The organism is Nocardia heshunensis, from assembly GCF_054782115.1.
In genome coordinates this window covers 300365-323237 of the sequence record NZ_BAAGTC010000008.1, presented here as the reverse complement: position 1 = coordinate 323237, position 22873 = coordinate 300365, and the positions used below count along the sequence as shown (strand labels likewise).

The 22873-nt window shown below is 67.1% G+C and carries 21 protein-coding genes and 1 pseudogene; 9 read left to right on the top strand and 13 right to left on the bottom strand.

Annotated features, from left to right (window positions below; translation table 11 throughout):
* Positions 1-7 precede the first annotated feature (7 nt).
* The 7 genes from urtE to ramB form a co-directional block, all read right to left on the bottom strand.
* Complete coding sequence (urtE, locus tag ACYVN4_RS27715; protein WP_460724934.1) at positions 8-700, bottom strand: urea ABC transporter ATP-binding subunit UrtE; 693 nt, start codon at positions 698-700, stop codon at positions 8-10.
* On the bottom strand, positions 684-1493 hold the full coding sequence (gene urtD / locus ACYVN4_RS27710) for an urea ABC transporter ATP-binding protein UrtD (protein WP_460724933.1): 810 nt from the start codon (positions 1491-1493) through the stop codon (positions 684-686). The genes urtE and urtD overlap by 17 nt, the downstream gene beginning before the upstream one ends.
* Positions 1493-2602, bottom strand: a complete 1110-nt coding sequence (gene urtC, locus ACYVN4_RS27705) for an urea ABC transporter permease subunit UrtC (protein ID WP_460724932.1) — start codon at positions 2600-2602, stop codon at positions 1493-1495. The genes urtD and urtC overlap by 1 nt, the downstream gene beginning before the upstream one ends.
* Entirely contained in the window at positions 2599-3483 is an 885-nt protein-coding gene (gene urtB / locus ACYVN4_RS27700) for an urea ABC transporter permease subunit UrtB (protein WP_460724931.1), read from the bottom strand. The genes urtC and urtB overlap by 4 nt, the downstream gene beginning before the upstream one ends.
* A gap of 213 nt (positions 3484-3696) precedes the next feature.
* Positions 3697-4971, bottom strand: coding sequence for an urea ABC transporter substrate-binding protein (urtA, locus tag ACYVN4_RS27695; RefSeq protein ID WP_460724930.1), 1275 nt, complete (start codon positions 4969-4971; stop codon positions 3697-3699).
* 252 nt (positions 4972-5223) lie between these two features.
* Positions 5224-5778, bottom strand: coding sequence for a hypothetical protein (locus tag ACYVN4_RS27690; protein WP_460724929.1), 555 nt, complete (start codon positions 5776-5778; stop codon positions 5224-5226).
* A gap of 108 nt (positions 5779-5886) precedes the next feature.
* Entirely contained in the window at positions 5887-7296 is a 1410-nt protein-coding gene (gene ramB, locus ACYVN4_RS27685; protein WP_460724928.1) for an acetate metabolism transcriptional regulator RamB, read from the bottom strand.
* Positions 7297-7425: 129 nt separating this feature from the next.
* Between ramB and ACYVN4_RS27680 the strand changes: the two genes are divergently transcribed.
* Complete coding sequence (locus tag ACYVN4_RS27680) at positions 7426-8937, top strand: ATP-dependent DNA ligase (RefSeq protein ID WP_460724927.1); 1512 nt, start codon at positions 7426-7428, stop codon at positions 8935-8937.
* A 288-nt stretch (positions 8938-9225) separates the two neighbouring features.
* Here ACYVN4_RS27680 and ACYVN4_RS27675 read toward each other — a convergent pair whose 3' ends face one another.
* On the bottom strand, positions 9226-9666 hold the full coding sequence (locus tag ACYVN4_RS27675) for a DUF4254 domain-containing protein (RefSeq protein WP_460724926.1): 441 nt from the start codon (positions 9664-9666) through the stop codon (positions 9226-9228).
* Between the two features lie 98 nt (positions 9667-9764).
* Between ACYVN4_RS27675 and ACYVN4_RS27670 the strand changes: the two genes are divergently transcribed.
* From ACYVN4_RS27670 to ACYVN4_RS27645, 6 genes are all read left to right on the top strand, one after another.
* Positions 9765-10730: a hexose kinase gene (locus ACYVN4_RS27670; RefSeq protein WP_460724925.1), complete on the top strand. Its 966-nt coding sequence runs from the start codon at positions 9765-9767 to the stop codon at positions 10728-10730.
* Between the two features lie 115 nt (positions 10731-10845).
* Positions 10846-11214, top strand: coding sequence for a hypothetical protein (locus tag ACYVN4_RS27665; RefSeq protein WP_460724924.1), 369 nt, complete (start codon positions 10846-10848; stop codon positions 11212-11214).
* Between the two features lie 66 nt (positions 11215-11280).
* A complete protein-coding gene (locus ACYVN4_RS27660) occupies positions 11281-12087 on the top strand; it encodes an ABC transporter ATP-binding protein (RefSeq protein ID WP_460724923.1) in 807 nt (268 codons plus the stop codon).
* The gene (locus tag ACYVN4_RS27655; protein WP_460724922.1) at positions 12084-12854 is read left to right on the top strand and encodes an ABC transporter permease; all 771 of its coding nucleotides are present in this window, start codon (positions 12084-12086) and stop codon (positions 12852-12854) included. Before ACYVN4_RS27660 ends, ACYVN4_RS27655 begins: the two co-directional genes overlap by 4 nt.
* Entirely contained in the window at positions 12854-13657 is an 804-nt protein-coding gene (locus tag ACYVN4_RS27650) for an ABC transporter permease (RefSeq protein WP_460724921.1), read from the top strand. Before ACYVN4_RS27655 ends, ACYVN4_RS27650 begins: the two co-directional genes overlap by 1 nt.
* A 79-nt stretch (positions 13658-13736) precedes the next feature.
* The gene (locus tag ACYVN4_RS27645) at positions 13737-14846 is read left to right on the top strand and encodes an ABC transporter substrate-binding protein (RefSeq protein ID WP_460724920.1); all 1110 of its coding nucleotides are present in this window, start codon (positions 13737-13739) and stop codon (positions 14844-14846) included.
* A 25-nt stretch (positions 14847-14871) separates the two neighbouring features.
* Here the strand turns inward: ACYVN4_RS27645 and ACYVN4_RS27640 are convergent, their stop codons facing one another.
* The 4 genes and pseudogenes from ACYVN4_RS27640 to ACYVN4_RS27625 all read right to left on the bottom strand — a co-directional run bounded on the left by ACYVN4_RS27640 (position 14872) and on the right by ACYVN4_RS27625 (position 19820).
* On the bottom strand, positions 14872-15897 hold the full coding sequence (locus ACYVN4_RS27640; RefSeq protein WP_460724919.1) for an XdhC family protein: 1026 nt from the start codon (positions 15895-15897) through the stop codon (positions 14872-14874).
* A 13-nt stretch (positions 15898-15910) separates the two neighbouring features.
* Positions 15911-16411, bottom strand: a complete 501-nt coding sequence (locus ACYVN4_RS27635) for a nucleotidyltransferase family protein (protein WP_460724981.1) — start codon at positions 16409-16411, stop codon at positions 15911-15913.
* Between the two features lie 105 nt (positions 16412-16516).
* Positions 16517-16819, bottom strand: a pseudogene (locus ACYVN4_RS27630) (NTP transferase domain-containing protein); the annotation flags it as partial.
* A gap of 67 nt (positions 16820-16886) precedes the next feature.
* On the bottom strand, positions 16887-19820 hold the full coding sequence (locus ACYVN4_RS27625; RefSeq protein ID WP_460724918.1) for a tetratricopeptide repeat protein: 2934 nt from the start codon (positions 19818-19820) through the stop codon (positions 16887-16889).
* 240 nt (positions 19821-20060) lie between these two features.
* On the opposite strand from ACYVN4_RS27625, the gene ACYVN4_RS27620 reads away from it, so the two are divergent.
* Complete coding sequence (locus ACYVN4_RS27620; RefSeq protein ID WP_460724917.1) at positions 20061-20414, top strand: hypothetical protein; 354 nt, start codon at positions 20061-20063, stop codon at positions 20412-20414.
* 52 nt (positions 20415-20466) lie between these two features.
* Here ACYVN4_RS27620 and ACYVN4_RS27615 read toward each other — a convergent pair whose 3' ends face one another.
* The gene (locus tag ACYVN4_RS27615) at positions 20467-20943 is read right to left on the bottom strand and encodes a DUF1772 domain-containing protein (RefSeq protein WP_460724916.1); all 477 of its coding nucleotides are present in this window, start codon (positions 20941-20943) and stop codon (positions 20467-20469) included.
* 528 nt (positions 20944-21471) lie between these two features.
* On the opposite strand from ACYVN4_RS27615, the gene aceA reads away from it, so the two are divergent.
* Entirely contained in the window at positions 21472-22761 is a 1290-nt protein-coding gene (gene aceA, locus ACYVN4_RS27610; RefSeq protein WP_460724915.1) for an isocitrate lyase, read from the top strand.
* Positions 22762-22873: the final 112 nt, after the last annotated feature.

Genomic DNA, 22873 nt, shown 5'->3' with positions numbered 1-22873 from the left:
CGTCCGATCAGATCGCCATGGCCAGGCGCACCGCGGATTCCGCGCCCGCACCACCGGCCCCCGACGAGGTGATGCGGCCGGAGCGCAGCACATAGAACTGCTGGGCGGCCTGCAACGCGAATCCGATGTGCTGCTCCACCAGCAGCACGCTCAGGCCGCCGCGCGCGGTGAGTTCGATGATGGTGCGCTCGATCTCGGCCACCACCGACGGCTGGATGCCCTCGGTCGGCTCGTCGAGGATCAGCAGTTTCGGTTCGGTGATGAGGGCGCGGGCGATGGCCAGCTGTTGGCGCTGGCCGCCGGAGAGCAGCCCGGCCTTGCGGGTCAGCAGCTCGCGCAGCGCGGGGAACAGGGTCAGCGATTCGTCGACGAGTTCCTTGCCGCGTTTGCGGCCATCGGCCACCACCTGCAGGTTCTCCATTGTGGACAGCTGTGGAAAACTCTGCTGCCCCTGCGGAACGTAGGCGATGCCGCGCTTGACCCGCCGCGACGGCGACATCTTGGTGATGTCCTCGCCGTCGAAGCGGATGCGCCCGGACTTGGCGGGCAGCAGGCCCACCGCGGCGCGCAGCAGCGAGGTCTTTCCGGCCCCGTTGTGGCCCATGATGGCGGCCACGCCATTGTCCGGAACCGTCAGGGACACACCGTGAATCACCTCGGTGCGGCCGTAGCCGGTGTGTAGGTCAACGAGTTCCAGCATCCGCGGCCTCCTTCGCCTCGTCCGATTCCTGCTGCGCTGTTTCCGTAGGCGGCAGCTCGCCGGCCGCAGCGGTGCCGAGGTAGACCTCCTGCACCTTCGGGTCGGCCTGCACCTGCTCCACGCTGCCTTCGCTGAGCACGCGACCGCCCGCGAGCACCGTCACCGAGTTGGCGAAGGCCCGCATGAAGTCCATGTCGTGCTCGACGACGATGACCACCCGCTCGTCGCCGATGCGGCGCAACAGGTTTCCGGTCTCCTCGCGTTCCTCGGCGCTCATGCCCGCCACCGGCTCGTCCAGCAGCAGCACCGAGGCGTGCTGCACCAGCAGCATGCCGATCTCGAGCCACTGCTTCTGCCCGTGCGCGAGCACCCCCGCGGGCTTGTCGCGCAGGTCGGTGAGCCCGATCGTCTCGAGCGCCTCCTCGATTTCCGGGAGCACCGAGCGCCGCCGCCGCAGCAGGGTGAGCGCGGAACGTCCAGCACCCGCGGCAATATCGAGATTCTGCAGCACGGTGAGCTGTTCGAACACGCTCGCAGTCTGGAAGGTGCGGCCCACGCCGAGCCGGGCGATCTGATGCACCTTGCGGCCGATCAGCTCGGTGCCGGACTTGCGGGCCGAACCGGTGGCCGGAGTGAGGCCGGTGATGGCGTCGATCAGGGTGGTCTTGCCCGCGCCGTTGGGCCCGATGAGGAAGCGCAGATCACCTTGCAGCACAGTGAGATCCACGTCGGAGACGGCCTTGAAACCGTCGAAACTCACCGACAGCTTGCTGATTTCCAGATACTCGGCCATCAGGCTTCCACCTTCTCCGCGACCGCGAGCGTCCCGCGTGGCACGGATCGCACTCGCTCCAGCAATTGCCGTGCCATGGGCCCGAATCCGGCGAGCCCGGCCGGAATGAAACCGACCACCACGATGAACAGCGCACCCTGGAAGTAGGTCCACGCCGACGGGAAGTGCTCGGAGAACGTGGTCTGCGCCCAGGCCACGCCGATCGCGCCAAGCACCGGCCCGAGCAGGGTGGTGCGGCCGCCGATGGCGACGCCGATCAGGAAGGCGATGGACGGCACCACGCCGATGTCGGCGGGGGAGATGATGCCGACGATCGGGGTGAACAGCGCGCCCGCGATGCCCGCGAAGAAGGCGGCCACCACGTAGGCGACGATCTTGATGTTGGCCGGGTCGTAGCCGAGGAAGCGGACCCGCTCCTCCTGATCCCGCACGGCCACAAGAAGTTCGCCGTACCGGCTGCGCATCAGCTGGCGGGCCACCGCGACCACGATCAGCAGGGTGGCCGACGCGATGAAGAACAGCATGCGCCGGTTGACCGGATCATCCAGGCGGAAACCGAAGAACGACTTGAAGTCGCTCAGACCGGTGAAACCACCGATGGTCTGCTGTCCCGTGAGCAGGATCGCCAGCGCCGCGGCCAGCGCCTGACTCAGGATGGCGAAGTACGCGCCCTTGACCCGGCGCTTGAACACTCCGAAACCCAGGACCGCGGCCATCGCGGCGGGCAGCACCAGAATGGCGAGGATCGCCACCGGCGCGGACGCGAAAGGCTGCCAGTACGAAGGCAGTTTGTCCACGCCCGCGATGGTCATGAACTCCGGCACGTCCTCGTGTGCCTTGGCGGCGTCGGCCATCTGCAGGTGCATGGCCATGATGTACGCGCCGATGCCGAAGAACACGCCCTGTCCGAGGGTGAGCATGCCGCCGCGGCCCCAGGCCAGGCCGATGCCGACGGCGACGATGGCGAAGCAGAGGAACTTGGCCAGCAGGCTCAACCGGAAGTCGGAGAGCATGGCGGGCGCGAGCCCGAACAGGACGATGGCGGCAATGGCGAAGCCGCCCAGGGCTTTCAGGGAAGAGTTGGCGCTCAGCCGCTGGATGGTGGTCATGCCAGGCTCCTGGTGCGGACGGTGAACAGGCCCTGCGGGCGCACCTGCAGGAAGATCACGACCACGATGAAGACGATCACCTTGGCGACCGTCGCGGTGGTCGAGTATTCGACGAAGGAATTCAGCAGGCCCATGCCGAAGGCCGCGATGACGGTGCCCTTGATCTGCCCGAGGCCGCCGATGACGACCACCAGGAAGGCGTCCACCAGATACGACTGCCCGATGGTGGGGCTGGTGGAACCGATCAGGGTCAGCGCGACACCGGCCACGGCCGCCAGGCCCGAACCGATGAAGAAGGTGCTGATATCGGTGAGACGCGAAGAGACACCGGAGGTTTCGGCCAGGCTCCGGTTCTGCACCACGGCCCGGATGCGGCGGCCCAGCGGGGTCGTCTTGAGCGCGGTGGCCAGCGCGATCACCGCCACCACGGCCAGCACCATGATGAAGATGCGGGTCTTGGGCACGACCGTGCCAGCGATGGTGAGGCCGCCGGTCAGCCAGTCCGGGGCGACCACGTTCTTGGCGGGCGCGCCGAAGATGTCCCGCACCGCCTGCTGCAACACCAGGCCGACACCGAAGGTGACCAGCAGGGTGTCGAGCGGACGGTCGTACATCCAGCGGATCAGGCCCATTTCCAGGGCGGCGCCCAGCAGACCGCCGACCAGGAAGCCGACGAACAGCGACACGATCAGTGCCACGCCGGTCGACGAGATCGTTTGCTCCACAACGTAAGTCGTGTAGCACCCGGCCATGATGAATTCACCGTGCGCCATATTGATGACGCCCATCTGACCGAAGGTCAATGACAGGCCCAGCGCGGCGAGCAACAGGATCGAGCCCAGGCTGAGCCCGGTAAAGAGTTGTCCGACAAGGACATCCATGTGAGCACCTTCTTCGTCAAAGACGCGCCCCGTCATCCCGGCGTGTCCGTGGCCGGGATCCACACTCGTGAATCGACCGGCAGTGGTGGTGGATTCCGGCCAAAAGCTCGCCGGAATGACGGGGCGGTGGTGGCAGCCGTACGGCTGGTGCGGTTCGCACGGTGAGAGATTCACGCGATCCGCACCAGCCGCCCCTCATCGGCGGCCGCCGAATTACTTGAGGCCCGCTGCCCAGGTGTAGTTCTTCAGGTACGGGTCCGGCTGGATCGGCTTGCCGGAATCCCAGACGGTGTAGATGAGGCCGTCGGGGTGGATCTCGCCGATGCGGGCGGTCTTGGTGATGTGGTGGTTGGAGCCGTCGATGGTGACGGTGCCCTCCGGCGCGTCGAAGCTGACGCCGTCGGCGGCCTTCTGAATGTCGGCCACCGCGAACGACTTCGCCTTCTCGACGGTCGCCTTCCACAGGTAGACCGAGGTGTAGGCGGCCTCCATCGGGTCGGAGGTGGGCTTGTTGGCGCCGTAGGCGGCCTTGTACGCGGCGACGAACGCCTTGTTGGCCGGGGAGTCGACGGTCTGGTAGTAGTTCCAGGCGGTCAGCTGGCCCGCGACGTTCTGCACGCCGACGCCACCGACCTCTTCCTCGGCGATCGACACCGAAACCACCGGCATGTCGGCGGCTTTCAGGCCCGCGTTGGCGTACTCGCGGAAGAAGGCGACATTGGAGTCACCGTTGAGCGTGTTGAACACCGCGCCCGCCTTGGCGCTGCGCACCTTGTTGACGATGGTGGAGAAGTCGGTCGAGCCCAGCGGCGCGTAGTCCTCGCCCTTGATCTCGATGCCGTTGGCCTTGGCGTACGCCTTGATCTCGCGATTGGCGGTCTGCGGGAAGACGTAGTCCGAGCCCACCAGGTAGAGGGACGTGATGCCCTTCTGCTTGAGGTAGTCCAGCGCCGGGATGATCTGCTGGTTGGTGGTCGCGCCGGTGTAGAAGATGTTCTTGGAGTCCTCGAGACCCTCGTACTGAACCGGGTAGTACAGCAGCGAATTCAGGGATTCGAACTTCGGCTTCATGGCCTTGCGGGACGCCGAGGTCCAGCCGCCGAACACCGCGGCCACACAGTCGGAGCTGACCAGCTTCTCGGCCTTCTCCGCGAACGTCTTAGGGTCCGAGGCGCCGTCCTCGAGCACCACCTCGAGCTTCTTGCCCATGACGCCGCCCGCGGCATTGATCTGATCCACCGCCAGCTTGGTGGCATTGGCGACGGTCACCTCACTGATCGCCATGGTGCCGGTCAGCGAGTGCAGCGAACCGATCTTGATGGTGTCCTTCGAGGTGTCCACGCAGGACTTGGCATTGGAGCCCGACGCGGTGTCGCTGTCACGCGAACCGCAACCGGCGAGCATGACGGCGGAGAGCGCCAGCGCGGTCGGAATGATGATCGCCTTCGTCAGGCGGGTGGTCCTGTCCCGGCGGGGAGAGTCGTGCATGGGGCGGATCCTTCACTTCACGGTGTTCGGCGACGCCTGCGCCGCTTGCGAATACCGCCGCGTATACAACGGCTGTATTCGTGAGACGGAACGGTAAACGGGAAGTGTTGCGCCGGAATGACTCTCGGTGAAGGTCGGATTTCTACTGTTGCGTAGGCGTGAATTTCTGCTCACCGCAACCGGATCCGATCGTGTTGCGGGAGATATCCGCGCAGCTCAGGCCTTATGAAGGCCCGAGCGCGACGGTGTTCGTCAGTAGCAGTACGCCAGGTAGGTGTTCGGGCTGACGTAGCACGGCCTGGTGGTGCTCGGCGTCCCGGAGCCGCTCATCCCGCCCATCATCGCGCCGAGCAGGATCCCGGCGGGTATCGCCATGAATCCGAAACCCATGCTGATGACGGTGACCACGAGACCGAAGATGCCCCCGATGAGCGCGCCGGTCGCCGCGTTGGCGCTGCCGGTTTGGGCGGTGCCCGCCGCGACGGCGGTGGCGGTCGGGTGTGCGACCAGTGCGGCGCCGCCGTCAGCGATGCTGGGGTTCAGCGAGAGCACCTGATCGGTGCCGTCGATGGTCACCGAGAGTGGCATCGTGGAAGTGACGATGCCGTTTCCGTCGAGAATGTTCACCGCGGTGTCGGTGAGCTGGAACGTGCCCCCGGTAAGAGTTGTCGTGACCGTCTCATCCGAATCGGAACGAACAATCGCATAGCCCACATCATTCTGATCCTGGGCCGGATGTGTAATCGACTGCACCTTGGTCGGATCCGGCGTCGGCGCGGCGTAGGACGTACCCCCTGCGATCGCCATCGCGGCAATGGTCAGACCGGCAGTGGCAATTACCTTTTCAATTTTCACACTATCGAGTTCGGTCGAACTCCGGCCGGTGTTTCCGAGGTGAATAGGTCACCGTATCGGTCATTGAATGACGTAGGGGGAGATGGAACTTCGGTGCTCGCTGATATCGAGAGACTTGCCGAGCGGTGGGAAGGCGCGCTGCGGGCAGTTCGAGCGTTCGCAGACTCGGCAGCCCGCGCCGATCGGAGTTGCCTTGGGGTCGTTGAGATCCAGGCCGTCGGCGTAGACGGTGCGGCCCGCGTGGCGGAGTTCGCAGCCGAGGCCGATGGCGAAGGTCTTGCTGGGTTCGCCGTAGCGGGTGGCGCGGCGTTCCACGGTGCGGGCGACCCAGAGGTATTTGCGGCCGTCGGGCATCTGGGCGATCTGGGTCATGATCTTGGCGGGGTAGGCGAAGGTTTCGTAGACGTTCCAGAGGGGGCAGGTGCCGCCGCTCGAGGAGAAGTGGAAACCGGTGGCGGACTGGCGTTTCGACATATTGCCCGCCCGGTCGACGCGGACGAAGGAGAAGGGGACGCCGCGTAGTTTGGGGCGTTGCAGCGTCGAGAGGCGGTGGCAGATGGTCTCGTAGCTCTGGGTGAAGAAGGCCGACAGGCGCTCGATGTCGTAGCGGAAATCCTCGGCCACCTCGTGGAAATGGGTGTAGGGCAACACCGTTGCGGCGGCGAAATAGTTGGCCAGGCCGAGCTTCGCCAGCACGATCGATTCGTGGCTGGAGAAATTGCCCTCGGCCACCAGCTTTTCGATCAGGTCACCGCATTCGAGATAGGCGAGTTCGGCCGCGAGTTTGAACACCCGCTGTCCGCCCGACAGATGCGGGGCGATCTCGAGGCGGCGCTGTGTGGTGTCGTAGCGGTGCAGCAGCCCGTCACCGAGGTCGATGCGCTCCACAATCTGCACGCCGTGCGCGTCGGCCAGGCGGCGCGGAATCTCGCGCTTGAGATCGCCGCCGTGGAAACGCATGCGATGGGTGAGTTCCTCGGCGGCGGTATCGAGTTCGTGAATGTAGTTCTGCCGCTGATAGAAGTAGTCGCGCACTTCCTCGTGCGGTTTGGAGATGGCGCCCGAACCGCTGCCGTCGGCGAAACGATCCTCGGTGGCCGCCGCCAGCTGCGCGGTGGTATTGCGATAGCGGCGATGCATGTTCACCATCGCGCGCGCCAAACCCGGGTGCGCGGACACCATTTCGGCGATCTCCTGGGCGTCGGCCTCCACCCCGAGCTCCTGGTCCATCACGACCTCCTGGAGTTCGGCGATGAGCCGGGTGTCGTCCTGGGAGGAGAAGAAGCCGGCGTCGACGCCGAAGACTTCACTGATGCGCAGCAGGACCGGTACGGTGAGCGGGCGCACGTCGTGTTCGATCTGATTCAGATAGCTCGCGGAGATCTCGAGCTTCTTGGCCAGGGACACCTGACTCAGTCCACGCTCGGTGCGCAACTGACGCAGCCGCGCCCCGACAAAAGTCTTGGCCATGCGACCGAGTTTATTGGCGAATTCGCATGGTTGCCAACGTGGGAATTAACAGGGCTGCTGAGCTTTGGGTCACACCGCTGTCGAGTTTCGGGTCAGGCCGCTGTCGGTGGGGCGGGTTACCGTCGGACCATGCTCTTGTCCGAGGTGGTCGAAGCGTCGGGGAGTGCGCGGGCGACATCGTCGCGCAAGAACAAGATCGGCGTCTTCGCCGAGTTACTGCGCCGGGCCGCGCCGGCGGAATTGGCGCAGGTCGTGGCCTGGTTGTCGGGGGAGCTGCCGCAGGGGCGGATCGGCACCGGCTGGCGCACGCTCACCACCCTCGAGGTCGACGCCGCTACGGTGCCGACACTCACCGTGACGGTGGTGGACAAGTTCTTCGAGACGCTTGCGGCGGTCGGTGGCAGCGGGTCCACCGCGCGGCGGCAGGAGTTGCTGAGCGAGCTGTTCACGGCCGCCACCTCGGACGAGCGCGATTTCCTGGTGCGGTTGCTGACCGGGGAGATGCGGCAGGGGGCACTGACCGCGATCGTCGCCGAAGCGGTCGCCGCGGCCTTCGAAGTGCCGATCGCCGCGGTTCGGCGGGCCCACATGCTGTCCGGGCGCTTGCCGGTCACCGCCGTCGCCGCGCGGTCCGGCGGTGTCGAGGCCCTACAGGCGTTCCGGCTCGAGGTCGGACGGCCGATCCAGCCGATGTTGGCCTCGCCGGGAGCGACCTTGGACGAGGCGCTGGCCGAATTCGACGGTGCCGCCAGTGTCGAGGTCAAGATGGACGGTGCCCGTATCCAAGTGCACCGCGACGGCGAGCAGGTGTGGGTCTTCACCCGCACCCTGCGCGACATCACCGCCTCCGTGCCCGAATTGGTGGATTTGGTGCGGGAATTGGACTGCACCAGCGTGGTCCTCGACGGAGAAACGCTGGCGCTCAACGACTCCGGTCGCCCGCGTCCGTTCCAGGAGACCATGAGCCGCTTCGGCGCGACCACCGCCCAGGAGCTGCTGCTGCACCCGTACTTCTTCGACTGCCTGCACCTCGACGGCGTCGACCTGCTCGACGCCCCGCTGCGCGACCGCCGCGCCGCCCTCACCACGGTCGCCCCCGCCTTGGTCATCCCCGCCCTGCTCGCCCCGGACGCCGAGGCGGCCGCCGAATATTTCGACGGTGCGCTGGCCGCGGGCCACGAGGGCATCATGATCAAGTCCCTGGACGCCCCCTACGCGGCGGGCCGCCGCGGCAAGTCCTGGCAGAAGATCAAACCCACCCACACCCTCGACCTCATCGTCCTGGGCGCGGAATGGGGCTACGGCCGCCGCACCGGCTACCTGTCCAACCTGCACCTCGGCGCCCGCGACCCCGAAGGCGGCGACCCGATCATGGTCGGCAAAACCTTCAAGGGCCTCACCGACGCCCTACTCCAATGGCAGACAGCCGAATTCCCCCGCCACGAACGCACCCGAGACACCGGCACCGTCTACCTCTACCCCGAACTGGTCGTCGAAATCGCCCTCGACGGCGTCCAAACCAGCCCTCGCTACCCCGGCGGCGTAGCCCTCCGCTTCGCCCGCGTAGTTCGCTACCGCCCCGACAAGGAACCCGCCGAAGCCGACACCATCGACACCATCCGAGCCCTCCTACCGGGCTGAAAGCTCCGAAAAGCGAGCCTCCCTCACAGAGGATTCACAGCTGGAACAAGGCACGCTCCGAGCTTCGGACTCCATGATTCAGGAGTCGACATCGACCGGACGGTTGTCAGGTGACGAGGAGCAGGTACTGCCACCGCATCTCCCACGCGGATTCCTGTGAAATCGTGCCGCCCGCTCGATCCGACGGTGGACTGCGCATGGTCCACCCTTGTGGCCGATGGTGCCCTGCCCCCTCGCCGGGCACCATCGGCCGCGGTCAATTTCGCGGCCCGTACGGTCGCTTCAGGTTCAGGCTTCGTAGTCGTGGGTGCCGGTCAGATTCGGTAGCCGTCGTCGGCCCGTCGCCAGTTCACCCGCCAGATCCTCGTAAGCGATCGCCAGTTCGGTGAGTCGCTCTGCGGCCTCGTGCACCGCGTCGTCCGGGGACATGGCCAGGGTCAGGTAGGCCAGCGCGGAGAACTGGGCGAGCCGGTCCACCACGGTTCCCACGGTTTCGGTGTGCAGGTGGGCGTCGCGTGCCGCCTTGGGGAGTTCCGCCGCCACCCAGCAGTCGATGTCGTGCACCAGCCGGGCTCGATCATGGTCGATCCGATCGGTGCCGCTCGCCGTGGTGAGTCGCCGCTCGTGCAGGTCCGCGAGTAATCCGGCGCAGCGCAGCACCGGATGATCTTCGGGGGGCAGGCCGCGGCAGGCCTGCAGCAGCAGGTGTTTGGGCGGAAGCGAGTGCACGGCCGACATCCTGCCCTTCGAATATCTCCGAATGGCAACGGCATTCGACCGCACGACATTCGGTGCCACAATGCGCTGCAGGGGTTGCATCCGGTGCCGTGACATGCAGTGATGATGGGGTGATCCTCACCGTGACGATGAACCCCGCCTACGACATGACGTACCGGGTCGAACATTTCGAGCGGGGTCGAGCGCAACGGGTGCGTTCGGTGGATCAGCGCCTGGGCGGGCGCGGCATCAATGTGACCCGGGTGCTCAATCAACTCGGCAAGTACGCGCGCGCCACCGGATTCTCCGATCATTCCTTCGCGGCCGCCGCCGAGCTCGAGATGCCGGTGGATTTCGTGCACGCGCTGCCGTGGGTGCGGCGCACGGTGGTGATCAGCGAATCCGACGACGGCACCGCCACCGCGCTGTGGGAGCCCGGGCCGCGGGTCACCGAACCGCACGCCGTCGATCAACTCCGGGTGCGAGTCAACGGCTTTCTCTCAGACATGAGCGGCCTGGTGATCGCCGGCTCGCTGCCCGGCGGGGTGAGCGCAGGCGTGCCCGCCGAACTGGCCCGCACCGCGCTGGCCGCCGGTGTCCCCACCATCTGCGATTTCGACGGTCAGGCGCTGGAATTGGCGGCCCGGGTGCCCGGCGTGGTGCTCACCCCCAATACCGATGAGCTGGAACGTCTCACCGGCCGCCCGGCGGGCACGATTGCCGAGATCCTGGCGGCCGTGGAGCCCCTGATCGCCGACGGGGTGGCGGCGGTGGTGGTGACCCGGGGCGGCGCGGGCATGGTCGCGGTCACCCCTACCCGGGCCTGGACGGCGGCCCTGCCGAAACCGCTGGCGGGCAATCCGACCGGGGCGGGTGATGCCGCGGTGGCGGCGCTGATCGCCGCCCTGGCCGCCGGTGGGGTGCCGGATTGGCCGGTGCTGCTGGCCGATGCGGTCGCCACTTCGGCTGCCGCCGTGGTCATTCCGGTCGCGGGCGAGATCGACCGGGTGCTGCGCGAAAGATTGCTGCCCACGGTGCAGGTCCGGGAACTCGAATCGGTGGGTGCGCGGCCGTGATTCCGGCAGGTGTGGAGTCGCTGTGAACCGGCGTGGTGGCGCGGTTCGGGGGGTTGTACGGGGTTAGGTTGGGGGAGTGTCGGACCTAGATACTCAGCCTGGTCGGGGGGCGGGTGTGGACAGGTACCGGATGCCGCGGGTGGTGCGCGCGGCTCAATTGCTCGCGCTCGGGATGGCCGGGCTGGGTGTGATCTGTGTGGCGTCGCAGGGCTGGTTGCTCGGGGCGCGATCGGCGATTCCGACGGCGGTGCCGTTCATTCCGGCGTTCCTGCTCGGACTCGTGGCGCTGACCTTCAACTCCGAGGGGCAGCTGGTGCGGATCGGGGCGATCCTGGTGGCCGCCATGAACATGCTGTGGACGGTCCCGTCGATCACCGAGGGGCGGCCACCGGGCCCGCTGGGTCCGCTGGTGTCGCTGGCGGTGATCGTGTTGCTGTTCCGCCGCGAGGCACGTGACTGGTTCGAGCCCTCAACGTGGTGGTAACAAGTCCGTCATTTCATCTGTCCATTTGCAATCTGCGTGCAATTCCGGCCACTTACCGTTGGCGCTATGAGTTCGGAGGAAGTCGCCGCGGGTACCGGCATTCATATCAGCGGGTTGAGCAAGACGTTCCGCTCCGGGCGGCGAGTGGTGCAGGCGCTGGACGCGGTGGATCTGCATACCGCGCAAGGGGCTTTCCTGTCGTTGCTGGGGCCGTCGGGCTGCGGTAAGTCGACGATTCTGCGGATCCTCGCGGATCTGGATTCGCCGTCCGCGGGCACCGCGATGATCAATGGCGAGACCCCGGCGGAGTTGCGTCGCCGCCACGAGTTCGGGATCGCCTTCCAGGATTCGGCGCTGTTGCCCTGGCGCAGTGTGGAATCCAATATCAAACTGCCGCTGCAGGTCGCGGGACTGCCCGCGGACAAGGAGCTGGTCGCCGATCTGATCCGCCTGGTCGGCCTGGACGGGTTCGAGAAGGCCAAACCCGCGCAGCTGTCCGGCGGTATGCGGCAACGGGTTTCGATCGCCCGCGCCCTGGTGGTGAAGCCGACGGTGCTGCTGCTGGACGAGCCGTTCGGTGCGCTCGACGATATGACTCGGCAGCGCCTCAACCTGGAACTGCTGCGCATCTGGACCGAAAAGCCCGCCACCACACTGATGGTCACGCACGGCATCGCCGAAGCGGTGTTCCTCTCCGACGTGGTGGCCGTGATGAGCCCGCGCCCGGGCCGGGTGGTGGAGGTCGTGAACATCGATCTGCCACGCCCGCGCACCCCGGAGATGATGCGGACCCCGGAGTTCCACAAGCTGCACGACTATCTGCAGGAACTGCTGTTCGGGCGCAGCGGGCAGGGCGGGGTGGCCTCGGAATGAGCGAGCTACGAGAACGATTGCGGATCTCGCGACTGGGCGGGCTGGCGGGCATCCTGGTGCTGCTGCTCGGCTGGACCGTGCTGGCCGAACTGCGGGTCGCGGGCGGCACCGTGCCGAGCCCGTGGAATGTCGTGCACACCATGTACTCCGACGGCTGGGCGCTCTACGGCCCGAACTTCCGGGTCACGGCGTGGGGCGCGCTGCAGGGTTTCGTGTGGGGCAATGCGCTGGCGATCGTGCTGGCGCTGCTGGTCATCCTGATCCCCCCGATCGAAATGCTGGTCACCCAGCTGGCCATCCTCAGCTACTGCACGCCGCTGCTGGCGCTGGGCCCGATCATCCTGGTGGTGTTCGGCGGGCGCACCCCGACGGTGTTCCTGGCCGCCATGTACTGCTTCTTCACCACGATGGTCGCCACCGTGGCCGGGCTGCGGTCCGCGGATCGCACCAGCCTGGATCTGGTGCGCGCCTACGGTGGCGGGCGCTGGCAGCGGCTGTGGCGGGTGCAGGTGATCGCGGCGCTGCCGAATACCTTGGCCGCCTTGAAGATCGCCGCGCCGTCGGCGGTGCTGGGCGCGATCATCGGTGAGTATCTGGGCGGCGTGGACAGCGGGATCGGCGTGGCCCTGACGGCCGCGCAGACCGCCTACAACGTGCCGCGCACCTGGGGCATGGCGCTGGCCGCGGCCGCCCTGGCGGGCCTGGGCTACGCCCTGGTCGCGCTGGTGGCGCGGGTGGCGGTGCCCTGGACGCGAGCGGAGGCGTGATGAAGACCTTGAATGTGCTGCGTCCGATCGGCAGATTCCTGCTGCCGCTGGTGGTTTCGCTGATTCTGCTGGTGGCGCTCTGGTATGGCTTTCTGAAGCTGTACCCGCAGGTCGGCCTGGTCGGCAAGAGTCCCGGCGACGTGTGGAAGTACCTGGTGACCGGCCCGACCTCGGACACCGCACGCCGGGTGATATTCGACGAAATGCGAATCACCTTGAAAGACGCGCTGATCGGCTTCGGCTCCGGGCTGGGCGCGGCGCTGGTGGTGGCCGCGCTGTTCATCGGCATCCCGGCGGTGGCGCAGGCGTTCATGCCGGTGGCCATGCTGCTGCGGTCGGTGCCGCTGGTGGCGATCACCCCGATCATCGTGCTGGTGTTCGGGCGCGGGCTGCTGGGGGTCACCGTGATGGCGGCCATCGTGGTGTTCTTCCCGGCCCTGGTCATGATCATGACCGGATTGCGGTCCGCGCCCCGGCAAGCCACGGAACTGGTTGTGGCGTACGGCGGTTCGAATTGGACGGCCATGCGCATGGTGGCCATCCCCGCCGCGCTGCCGTCGGTGTTCGCCGCCGCGCGTGTCTCGGTGCCGGGCGCGCTGATCGGTGCCTTGCTCGGCGAATGGCTGGGCAGCGGAACAGGTTTGGGCGCCGGACTGATCCGTGCGATCCCCACCTTCCAATACAACCGGCTCTGGGCATCGATCGCGCTGGTGACGGTGGTGTCGGTGTTCGCGTACGCGGTGGTCGGCGTGGCCGAAAACCTGGTGCTCGCGCGTTTCGCGCCCGAGCAGGGCCGCGACTGAGATCACGAGTTAACGTGCCGCACACAAATACCTGCGGAAAAGCAAAATATCGGAAATCGAAACGGCCTACATTCTCCGGATGAGTGGTTTGTTCCGGCCGGATTCGGTCTCGCAGTTGTCCCCGTCGTCGCTGGGGCGTCGCTCCTTCCTCCGCTACGCCGGACTGGCCGGTGCGGCGGTGGGCGGTGCCGGGGTGCTCGCCGCCTGCGGCAGCAGTTCCTCCGGCGGCGGCAATGGCAGTTCGGCCGACGGCTCCAAATACGGGACCGTCGCGGTGCAGCTGTCCTGGTTGAAGAACATCGAATTCGCGGGCGAGTACTTCGCCGATTCCAAGGGCTATTACAAGGACGCCGGATTCGGTTCGGTGAATCTGATCGCGGGCGGCGCGGCCAGCACCTCGGTCGAGGCAGGCTTGGGCACCGGCAAGATCTGGATCGGCATGTCCGCGCCGCAGACCACCGCGCCCGCGATCCTGGAGGGGCTGGCCGCCAAGATCGTCGGCACCACGTATCAGAAGAATCCGTTCTGCATCGTGAGCTCGGCGGCCAAGCCGATCAAGACACCGCAGGACATGAAGGGGCGCAAGATCGGTGTGCAGGACACCAATCAGCTCATCTTCAACGCGCTGCTGACGGCCAACGGCATGACGCCGAACGATGTCACCATCGTGCCCGCGCAATTCGATCCGACGCCGCTGGCCAACGGTGAGGTGGACGGCTGGGTCAGCTATGCCACCAACGAGCCGATCACGCTGGCCTCCAAGGGCTTTCAGAACGTGAACTTCCTGTTCGCCGACTACGGGCTGCCGCTGGTGGCGGAGACGCTGACGGTGAGCCAGAAGACCATCGATTCCGAGCGCGACAAGCTCAAGGCGTTCCTGATGGCCGAGGTCAAGGGCTGGAAGGACGCCGTGGCGAGCTCCGAGGAGTCGGCGCGGCTGGCCGTCGAGGTGTACGGCAAGGATCAGCGGCTGGAGTTGAAGGAGCAGACCATGGAGGCCGCGGCCCAGAACGGGCTGGTCGTCTCCGCCGACTCCAAGGTCAACGGGCTGTTCTCCATGACCGACGACCTGATCGCGCAGAACATCACCGCGCTCGGCAAGGCCAAGATCGATATCAAGGCGAGCCAGCTGTTCGACCTGTCGGTGCTCAAGGAGATGTTCGCCGAGCACCCGGAACTGAAGTCGTAGCGGGGTTTTCGGATCGGCGAGCGGTTCAGCGCACCAGTTGCACGTGCCGCTTGCCGCTCCCCGGGGTGGCGGACAGGGGTTCGGCCGAGGTCCCGTTGCGGACCGCCAGCAGTTCGGCGGCGATCGCGACGGCGGTCTCGGCCGGGGTGCGTGCGCCCACATCCAGACCGGCGGGGGAGTGCAGGCGGGCCAGGACGTCGTCGGAAAAGCCACCCGCCTGCAGGGCCTCGGAACGATGCGCGTGTGAAGCCGGGGTACCCAGGGCGGCCAGGTAGCCCAGCTCGGGTAGTCGTAAAGCGACGGTGAGCAGCGGGATTTCGAACTTCGGGTCGTGCGAGAGCACCACCATGGCGGTGCTGGCATCGATCTCGCCCTTGGCGGCCAGCGTGTTCAGGTAGCGGTGCGGCCAGTCGACCACCACCTCGCAGCCCGGATACGCCGCGGCGTTCGCGAAGGTCGGCCGGGCGTCGACGATGGTGATCCGGTAGCCGAGCAGCTTCGCCTGGGTGGCGAGCGCGCTCGCGAACACGTTGGCGCCCACCAGGATCAGATGCGGCGGCCGCGCGAACGAGGACACGAACACATCCGAATCCGGCAGCGACACCAGTTCGGTGCCGTGCTTGCGGTCGGTGATCAGATGCTGGCCGATCACATCCGGGTCCGAATGCCACACCACCGTGAACACGGTGACCTGCCGTTGCGCCGCGATATCGGCTGCCACGTCGGGGAATTCGGGGAAATGCCGGCGCGAGAACGGTTCGGTGAAGACGTCCAGGGTGCCGACGCAGTCCATCTGCGCGTCCAGCCCGCTGCCCGGCCCGAAGCGTTGCAGCCCACGCCGTCCGGACCGCGCGGACTCCACCGCGGCCTCGTAGGCGGCGGCCTCCGCGCAGCCCGCCGAGATCGATCCGAAGGCCCGCCCGTCGGCGTCCACCACCATGGCCGAACCCACCGGCACCGGCGTACCACCCTGGGTGCGAACGAGAGTGGCCAGCCCACCGGTTCGCCCGCTGTGCCACACCCGCAGAAGGTCCTCGACGATTTCCCGCATCACATGCTCCCGATCACAGTGCGCGTCCCGCCGGATAATCCCGATCGATCCCCGTTGCGAGGTCATCGCACGTGACGCACACCATATCCGCTCGTTGCCGTAAATAAGTGCCCGCCCCCGAATTTCCCTCCGCGCTGGCACATACCCCCGCCCAGTGCCCCCGCCCCAACACCACCGGATGCCCCGGCGCCCCACCGAAAACCGCCCGCGCCAAACCACTCTCACTCGCCCGCGCCGCCGCGATCAAGCGCCCCACCACATCCGCCCCGACATCCGGCGTATCCACCGGCATGATCGCCACGAATTCGGCCGGTCCGGGCCGACCCGCCCCGGAAGTTCCCGTCGCAGAATTCCGCGAGTGGGTATTCCGCGCCGAGGTATTCCCTGTCTTCGAAGTCCGCGCAGCAGATATTTGATCCCCACGTCGCTGCGGGTTTTCCGCCGCCACGGCAATGCCGGTCGCCGTCTCGGCACCGTTCGAAATCACGCCTCCCACGAGCCCGCCGCTCACCATTGAGCCGAGCTCGCCGCCCTGATTCGGTTCGGCCCCGGCAAGATTCGGCCCCGCCACCGCCTGATCCTGCTCGGACTCGGCAAGGCCGAGCCCCGTCGCGGCGGCCGCGGCCAATCCGGCGCGCATCGACGCGCTCACGCCGATGTCCCAGTCGGCCGCCCAAACCGGCTGTGCCCCTTCGGGAATCGCGATGCCCGAGGTTTGCGAGACCAGCCAGCCGCCGTCCGCGGTGCGGTACGCGGGCCCGGTGGCGCCCAGCACCACGATGATGCGCGCACACCCGCCGTCCCGCAGCGCCGCCACGGCCCCACGCAGCCACCGACCGTCCTCGGCCAGCACTTTCGGCATGCCATACCGCCGACCGGCACCGGCCGCGAGCACGATTCCATCGCAGCGTTCGGGGCTCACGCGAGCAGGGTAGTCCCGAACGCCGCTGTTCGCTGATCAAGCGACCTGCAGGTTGCTCGGTGGCCGGTCAGCAGCCCAGCTCGGCACACTCCGCGCGCAGGATCTCGGCGCGGGGCGATTCGATGTTCTCGTACAGCTTGACCGCCCGGGCGAGCAGATCGCCCGCGGTGCGCAGGTCGCCGATCTGGGCCGCGAGCTTGCCCAGCGCGCGCAGACCGTCGGCCTGACCCAATTGGTCGTCGATATCGCGCGCGACACTCAGCGACTCCTCGTAATGCTCTCGTGCCCTGAGGTATTCGGGTGCTTCCGGACTGTGCGCGCCGGGCCGGTAGCTGTGGCCGAGCCCGCGCAGGGTGTCGATCTGGCCGAGCGGGTCGTCGATCAGGGTGGCGATCTCGTAGGCCTCGGTGAAGCAGTCGCGGGCGTGCTCGTGATCGCCTTCGGCCCGGGCCAGATTGCCCAGGCCCCACAGCGACCATTCCGCGCTGTAGCGGTCGCCGATGCGGCGAGCTATCTCCAGCGCCGCGTCATAGCGCTTGTGCGCCACCTCCGGATTGCCCGCCATGCGCTCGACATGGCCGAGACCGAGCAGCGCGTCGCCCTCGAGCTTGCGGTGCTCGATGCTGCGGGCGATCCGCTGCACCATCAGGTAGAGCGGGCGCGCCATGTCGAAGCGACCCCAGAGCCGGACCACCTCGGCATAACCCCACTGGGCGGTGCCGAGTCGCTCCAGATCGGTCAGTTCGGAGGCGATCGCCTGTGCCTCCTGCGAGTGCCGCACCGCCTCGCGATAGCGGCTGGACATCCGCTCGGCTCGGCTGAGACCTTCCAGGGCGTCGCATTCCGTTTGCCGGTAGCCGATTTCGCGGGAGATCTGCAGGGCCTCCTGGAAATGGGTACGGGCCCAGCGGTATTCGCCGGTCATCCATTCGGATTGGCCGCGTTCGCAGAGGAGTTCCACCTGGATGCGGCGGTCGGAGAGCTCGAGGGCGATGCGGTAGGCGGCGTCGAAGGTGGCGGCGGCCTTGTCGTGGTGGCCGCGGAGGCGCTGGATGCGGCCGCGGCCGAGCAGGGCCCAGGCCAGGCCGACGCGGTCGTCGAGGCGGTGGGCGATGCGCAGGGCGCGGTCGTAGAGGCGGTCGGCCTCGGACCAGTGGCCCAGGCTGCACAGGTGGCAGGCCAGCAGGCGGGCCAATTCCGCGGTGTCGGAATGGATTCCGGCCAGGGGGAGGCAGCCGAGCAGGAGTTCCCGCTCGCGGTTGAGCCAGTCGCGGGCGTGGGTGGCGGCGTCGAGGGAACTGGTGGCGCGGTAGGGGCTGCCCGCGGCGTCGAAGGGGCGCACGGTGGCGGCCTGGCGGGCCACCATGAGGCCGTGGCCGATGATGCGGTCGACCGCCGCGCGCCGATCGTCGGGCTGGTTCTCCAGGTCCGCCTGTACCTGCGCCCACAGCCGATTCAGATCGTGCATGCGATAGCGCGACTGCTGATGGCTGCCGACGATCGCATCCAGCAGGCCCGCCTCCGAGAGGCGATTGATCAGCGTCTTCGCCTCGTCGAGTGAGATGGCGGCCATCGCGCCCAGCGTCTCGGCGGTGACCTCGTTGCCGGGCAGCCAGCCCAGCAGCCGGACCAGCCGCTGCAGATCGGGGTCGCCGAGGCGGCGATAGGACATCTCGAAAGCCGTTCGCACCGACTCCTTCTCGGCCCGGAAGCGGTCGAGGATGTAGCGGGCGGGCGAATCGTCCGACCGGGCGGATGAGCCCTCGTCGGCCGCCGGCTCCTTGTTGCGTTCGGACAGCTCCTTGTTGCGCTCGGTCAACTCGGTGAAGTCGGCGGCGCACTCGGCCAGCATGCCCTCCCCGTGATACGCGATATGACCGGCGATCAGCTTGATGGCCAGCGGCAATCCCGCCGCGGTCCGCACGATCTGCTGCGCGGCCGCGCGGTCGTAGCCGGGCGGCAGCCCCGCCAGCCGCACCAGCAGCTGCTCGGCCTCCACCTCGGTCATGGCCGCCAGATGCAGCGGGTCGGCCCCGGCCAACCCGGTCAACCGGGTGCGACTGGTGATCACCACCAGCGTTCCGGGCGTCTGCGGCAACAGATCTCGCACATGCTCGCTGTCGGGCGCGTTGTCGAAGGTGAGATACATCTGTTTGCGATCCATGGCCGTGCGCCACTGCTCGGCGCGACGGCCGCGTTCCGCGGCGATCAACTCGCGCGGCATCCCGATCTCGAGCAGCAGCTGTTCGAGCACGTCGGCGGACTCGCGCGGCTCCCGGCCTGGCGTGTAGCCGTGCAGATCCACCCAGATCCGGCCGTCCGGATAGCGTGGCGCGAACAACGCTTCCGCGAAACGCGCCAAAGCGGTCTTGCCGACTCCCGGATGACCGTGGATCACATGCACCGACGGCTCGCTGCGGGCGCGCCGATGCGCCACGATGCGACCGCCCAGTTCCTTCACTGCGGCCTTCCGCCCGATGAAATTCGGTTCGCGCGGCGGCAGATCCGCGGCCGGGGTCCCCGAGCGCAGGGTGCTGCGCCGGGCGACCGCATCGCGGAAACGCGTCACCTCGTCGGGACCCAGCGTCGCCAGATCCTCGGTGTCGACCAGCTGATCCCAGGTGGTGCCGTAGATATCGGCCAGGGTTTCCAGCACTTCGAGGGTGAGCCGCGGACCGCTGGGCACCGTCGGCCATCGCTCCAGATACGAAATCTGGTTGGCCTGAACGGTTCTGCGGGTGGCGCGCCGCTCGTTGAACTCGGTCGCCACATCCTCGAGGGTGAGCTCGGCGATCTCCCGGCGGCCATTGGTCCGCGCCAGCCCCGCCGCGTACCGCCACGCCGTGCGCGGCCGCAGCCCGCGCTGCCGCAGTTCGCACACCAGCAGCGGGAGCAACTGCTCGTCGGTCAATCCGGTGTCCGCCAACAGATCTCGCAGGCGTCGGCGCTCCGCCTTGGTCGTCGGATGCGGACCCTTGGTCGTAGGATGACGAGTACTCACCCTGCCTCCGATCGGCCCCCGCCCGCGCCCGGCCCGCCGAGATGACGGCGACACCGCCGAGAAATCCGCCCCCGGTTATTGCATATTCCTTGGTATCAGCGACCTTTTCACCAGGTCAAGCACCATGGCGGTATTGCGGAAGTTCTCCGTCGAGACTTCGGGAGTTCGCGTTCTTTTTTCTGCACTCTTTAAGTGGGTCGACCGACTGCGACGGTCGACGGCGCAGAAGGGAGTTCGCGCATGGCAATTCAGGTGGTCTCGGAGTGGCTGATCACCAGTGACCTCGTGTCGGAGGTCGCCTTCCGGATCGATGTGCCGGAGCCGGACCGGGGCCGATGGATGCTGTCCTATCTTCCCACGAAGAGGCGTTTGACCAGGGAACAAGCCCTGGTCGGGGTGCGGCTCGCGGAGCTGCTGCTGTGCGAATCCGTCTGCGAGAACTCGGAATCGGATCTCTTGGTCGCGCGCTTGCATGCCGAGGAACTCGACATGGATCTCTCCGATGCGATGTGCCTGCTGGCATTGCGCGCGATCGAATACTCCGGCGACGAAACCGGACCGCTGAATTCCCGTGCCCGGGAAGCGGTCCGGTAGTCGTCGGCCGGGTGGCCGCGCCGATGGGCCGGAGGGGTGCCCATCGGCGAGGTCAGAACAGGACGAGGGCGGCGAGCAGACCGGACAGTGCGATCGTCTGCAGGGCGACCCGCGCATTGAGGATGCTGTCCCACTTGTTCTGCAGCGCCCGAGCGTTGTCGGGGATGACGCCGGACTGGGCGGCGGCGGTCTGGGCGGTATTGATCGGCTTGGCGATCAGCACGTAGCAGGCCAGCCAGGTGAGCAGGGCGGCGAGCGCGATACCGGCGGCGACGGCCGCGCCGGTCGATCCGGCGGCGATGGCGAGGCCCAGGGCCGCGACCGCGGTGATGACGCCGCCCGCTCCGAAGATCGGCATCCGCTTGTCCCCGTAGTAGTGGCCCCATCCGGCGCTCATGGTGACGGTCGCGTCGTCGAGGTGGCGGTAGACCGACCGGGTGATGAGGGCGACGGACCAGTCGGTGCCGTAGACGACGGCATTGGCGAGAACGGCGAGTGCGGCGAGGATCTGGCCGGTCAGGATGAGCATTGGTCTGCCTCTTTCGACTGAAATCTAGCGGCGCTAGGAACTGCACCAACGATAGCAGGGCTGGGCTAGATTGTCTAGCGACGCTAGTTTTTCGACTTTCAGTCGACCGAATGGTTTGGATTTCGGACCCCGGTGGCCCGCCTCACAAGGACCAAGATCAGAATGAACTGTGAAGGTGCTCACATCTGGACGGCCGTCGGCGCGTCACGCACCGGTGGCCCCCGTCACGCAAACAGTACGGGCGTTATGCAAAACCGCATGTCAGCGCTACTGGCAAGTAGATTCCGCCGCTGCTATTCGCAAGCAAATTTTGCAGCATTAGCAAAATGCTCGTGAAAGCTAGCGTGGATTCACACTTACAACAGGTAGACGGGACTTTTGTCCTGTGCCATCGTGTGGAAGTACACCTCGCGGGCCTAGCAAGTCTGCAAATACCCGCTCCAGCAGTGGTCGGACAGCGAAGACGGAAACGTCGCGACAGTCCGCCCGGCGGGGCTACCGAGACCGAACGAAGAAGTGGAGTCAGAGATGTCGAACGTCGGCACCCCGAAGACCGCTGCGGAACTCCAGCAGGATTGGGACACCAACCCCCGCTGGAAGGGCGTCACCCGCAACTACACGGCCGATCAGGTCGTCAAGCTGCAGGGCACCGTCGTCGAGGAGGCGACCCTCGCTCGTCGTGGCGCCGAGATCCTCTGGGATCTCGTCAACAACGAGGACTACATCAACTCCCTGGGCGCCCTCACCGGCAACCAGGCCGTGCAGCAGGTCCGTGCCGGCCTGAAGGCCATCTACCTGTCCGGTTGGCAGGTCGCCGGTGACGCGAACCTGTCCGGCCACACCTACCCGGACCAGTCGCTGTACCCGGCCAACTCGGTTCCGGCCGTGGTCCGTCGCATCAACAACGCGCTGCTGCGCGCCGACGAGATCGCCAAGGTCGAGGGTGACACCTCGGTCGCCAACTGGCTGGCCCCGATCGTCGCCGACGCCGAGGCCGGTTTCGGTGGCGCCCTGAACGCCTACGAGCTGCAGAAGGCCATGATCGTGGCCGGCGCCGCGGGCGTGCACTGGGAAGACCAGCTGGCTTCGGAGAAGAAGTGCGGCCACCTCGGTGGCAAGGTGCTGATCCCCACCCAGCAGCACATCCGCACCCTGACCTCCGCGCGTCTGGCTTCCGACGTCGCCGGCGTGCCGTCGGTCATCATCGCCCGCACCGACGCCGAGGCCGCGACCCTCATCACCTCCGATGTGGATGAGCGCGACCGCCCGTTCCTGGACGGCACCCGCACCGCCGAGGGCTTCTTCGGCACCAAGAACGGCATCGAGCCCTGCATCGCGCGTGCCAAGGCCTACGCCCCCTACGCCGACCTGATCTGGATGGAGACCGGCGTGCCGGACCTCGAGGTCGCGCGCAAGTTCGCCGAGTCCGTCCGCAGCGAGTTCCCGGACCAGCTGCTGGCCTACAACTGCTCGCCTTCGTTCAACTGGAAGGCGCACCTGGACGACGCGACCATCGCGAAGTTCCAGCGTGAGCTGGGCGCCATGGGCTTCAAGTTCCAGTTCATCACCCTGGCCGGCTTCCACTCGCTGAACTACGGCATGTTCGACCTGGCGTACGGCTACGCCCGCGAGGGCATGACCGCCTTCGTCGACCTGCAGGAGCGCGAGTTCAAGGCCGCCGCCGAGCGTGGCTTCACCGCCGTCAAGCACCAGCGTGAGGTCGGCGCCGGCTACTTCGACACCATCGCCACCACCGTTGACCCCAACACCAGCACCGCTGCGCTGAAGGGCTCGACCGAAGAGGGCCAGTTCCACTGAGCCACCGGAAGCGGCTCGGATTGATCTGAGCCACTTCAGGTTCCGAGGACAAAAACCCAAGGCGGCAGTCGCATCACACCTTCCGCCGCCGCGGGACCTCAGGATTCGCCGA

Bases quoted from the DNA above. Each gene is read 5' to 3' on its own strand.
- urtE (WP_460724934.1), bottom strand. From the start codon at position 700: ATGCTGGAACTCGTTGACCTACACACCGGCTACGGCCGCACCGAGGTG.
- urtD (WP_460724933.1), bottom strand. From the start codon at position 1,493: ATGGCCGAGTATCTGGAAATCAGCAAGCTGTCGGTGAGTTTCGACGGT.
- urtC (WP_460724932.1), bottom strand. From the start codon at position 2,602: ATGACCACCATCCAGCGGCTGAGCGCCAACTCTTCCCTGAAAGCCCTG.
- urtB (WP_460724931.1), bottom strand. From the start codon at position 3,483: ATGGATGTCCTTGTCGGACAACTCTTTACCGGGCTCAGCCTGGGCTCG.
- urtA (WP_460724930.1), bottom strand. From the start codon at position 4,971: ATGCACGACTCTCCCCGCCGGGACAGGACCACCCGCCTGACGAAGGCG.
- ACYVN4_RS27690 (WP_460724929.1), bottom strand. From the start codon at position 5,778: ATGGCGATCGCAGGGGGTACGTCCTACGCCGCGCCGACGCCGGATCCG.
- ramB (WP_460724928.1), bottom strand. From the start codon at position 7,296: ATGGCCAAGACTTTTGTCGGGGCGCGGCTGCGTCAGTTGCGCACCGAG.
- ACYVN4_RS27680 (WP_460724927.1), top strand. From the start codon at position 7,426: ATGCTCTTGTCCGAGGTGGTCGAAGCGTCGGGGAGTGCGCGGGCGACA.
- ACYVN4_RS27660 (WP_460724923.1), top strand. From the start codon at position 11,281: ATGAGTTCGGAGGAAGTCGCCGCGGGTACCGGCATTCATATCAGCGGG.
- ACYVN4_RS27655 (WP_460724922.1), top strand. From the start codon at position 12,084: ATGAGCGAGCTACGAGAACGATTGCGGATCTCGCGACTGGGCGGGCTG.
- ACYVN4_RS27650 (WP_460724921.1), top strand. From the start codon at position 12,854: ATGAAGACCTTGAATGTGCTGCGTCCGATCGGCAGATTCCTGCTGCCG.
- ACYVN4_RS27645 (WP_460724920.1), top strand. From the start codon at position 13,737: ATGAGTGGTTTGTTCCGGCCGGATTCGGTCTCGCAGTTGTCCCCGTCG.
- ACYVN4_RS27640 (WP_460724919.1), bottom strand. From the start codon at position 15,897: ATGCGGGAAATCGTCGAGGACCTTCTGCGGGTGTGGCACAGCGGGCGA.
- ACYVN4_RS27635 (WP_460724981.1), bottom strand. From the start codon at position 16,411: ATGGTGAGCGGCGGGCTCGTGGGAGGCGTGATTTCGAACGGTGCCGAG.
- ACYVN4_RS27620 (WP_460724917.1), top strand. From the start codon at position 20,061: ATGGCAATTCAGGTGGTCTCGGAGTGGCTGATCACCAGTGACCTCGTG.
- ACYVN4_RS27615 (WP_460724916.1), bottom strand. From the start codon at position 20,943: ATGCTCATCCTGACCGGCCAGATCCTCGCCGCACTCGCCGTTCTCGCC.
- aceA (WP_460724915.1), top strand. From the start codon at position 21,472: ATGTCGAACGTCGGCACCCCGAAGACCGCTGCGGAACTCCAGCAGGAT.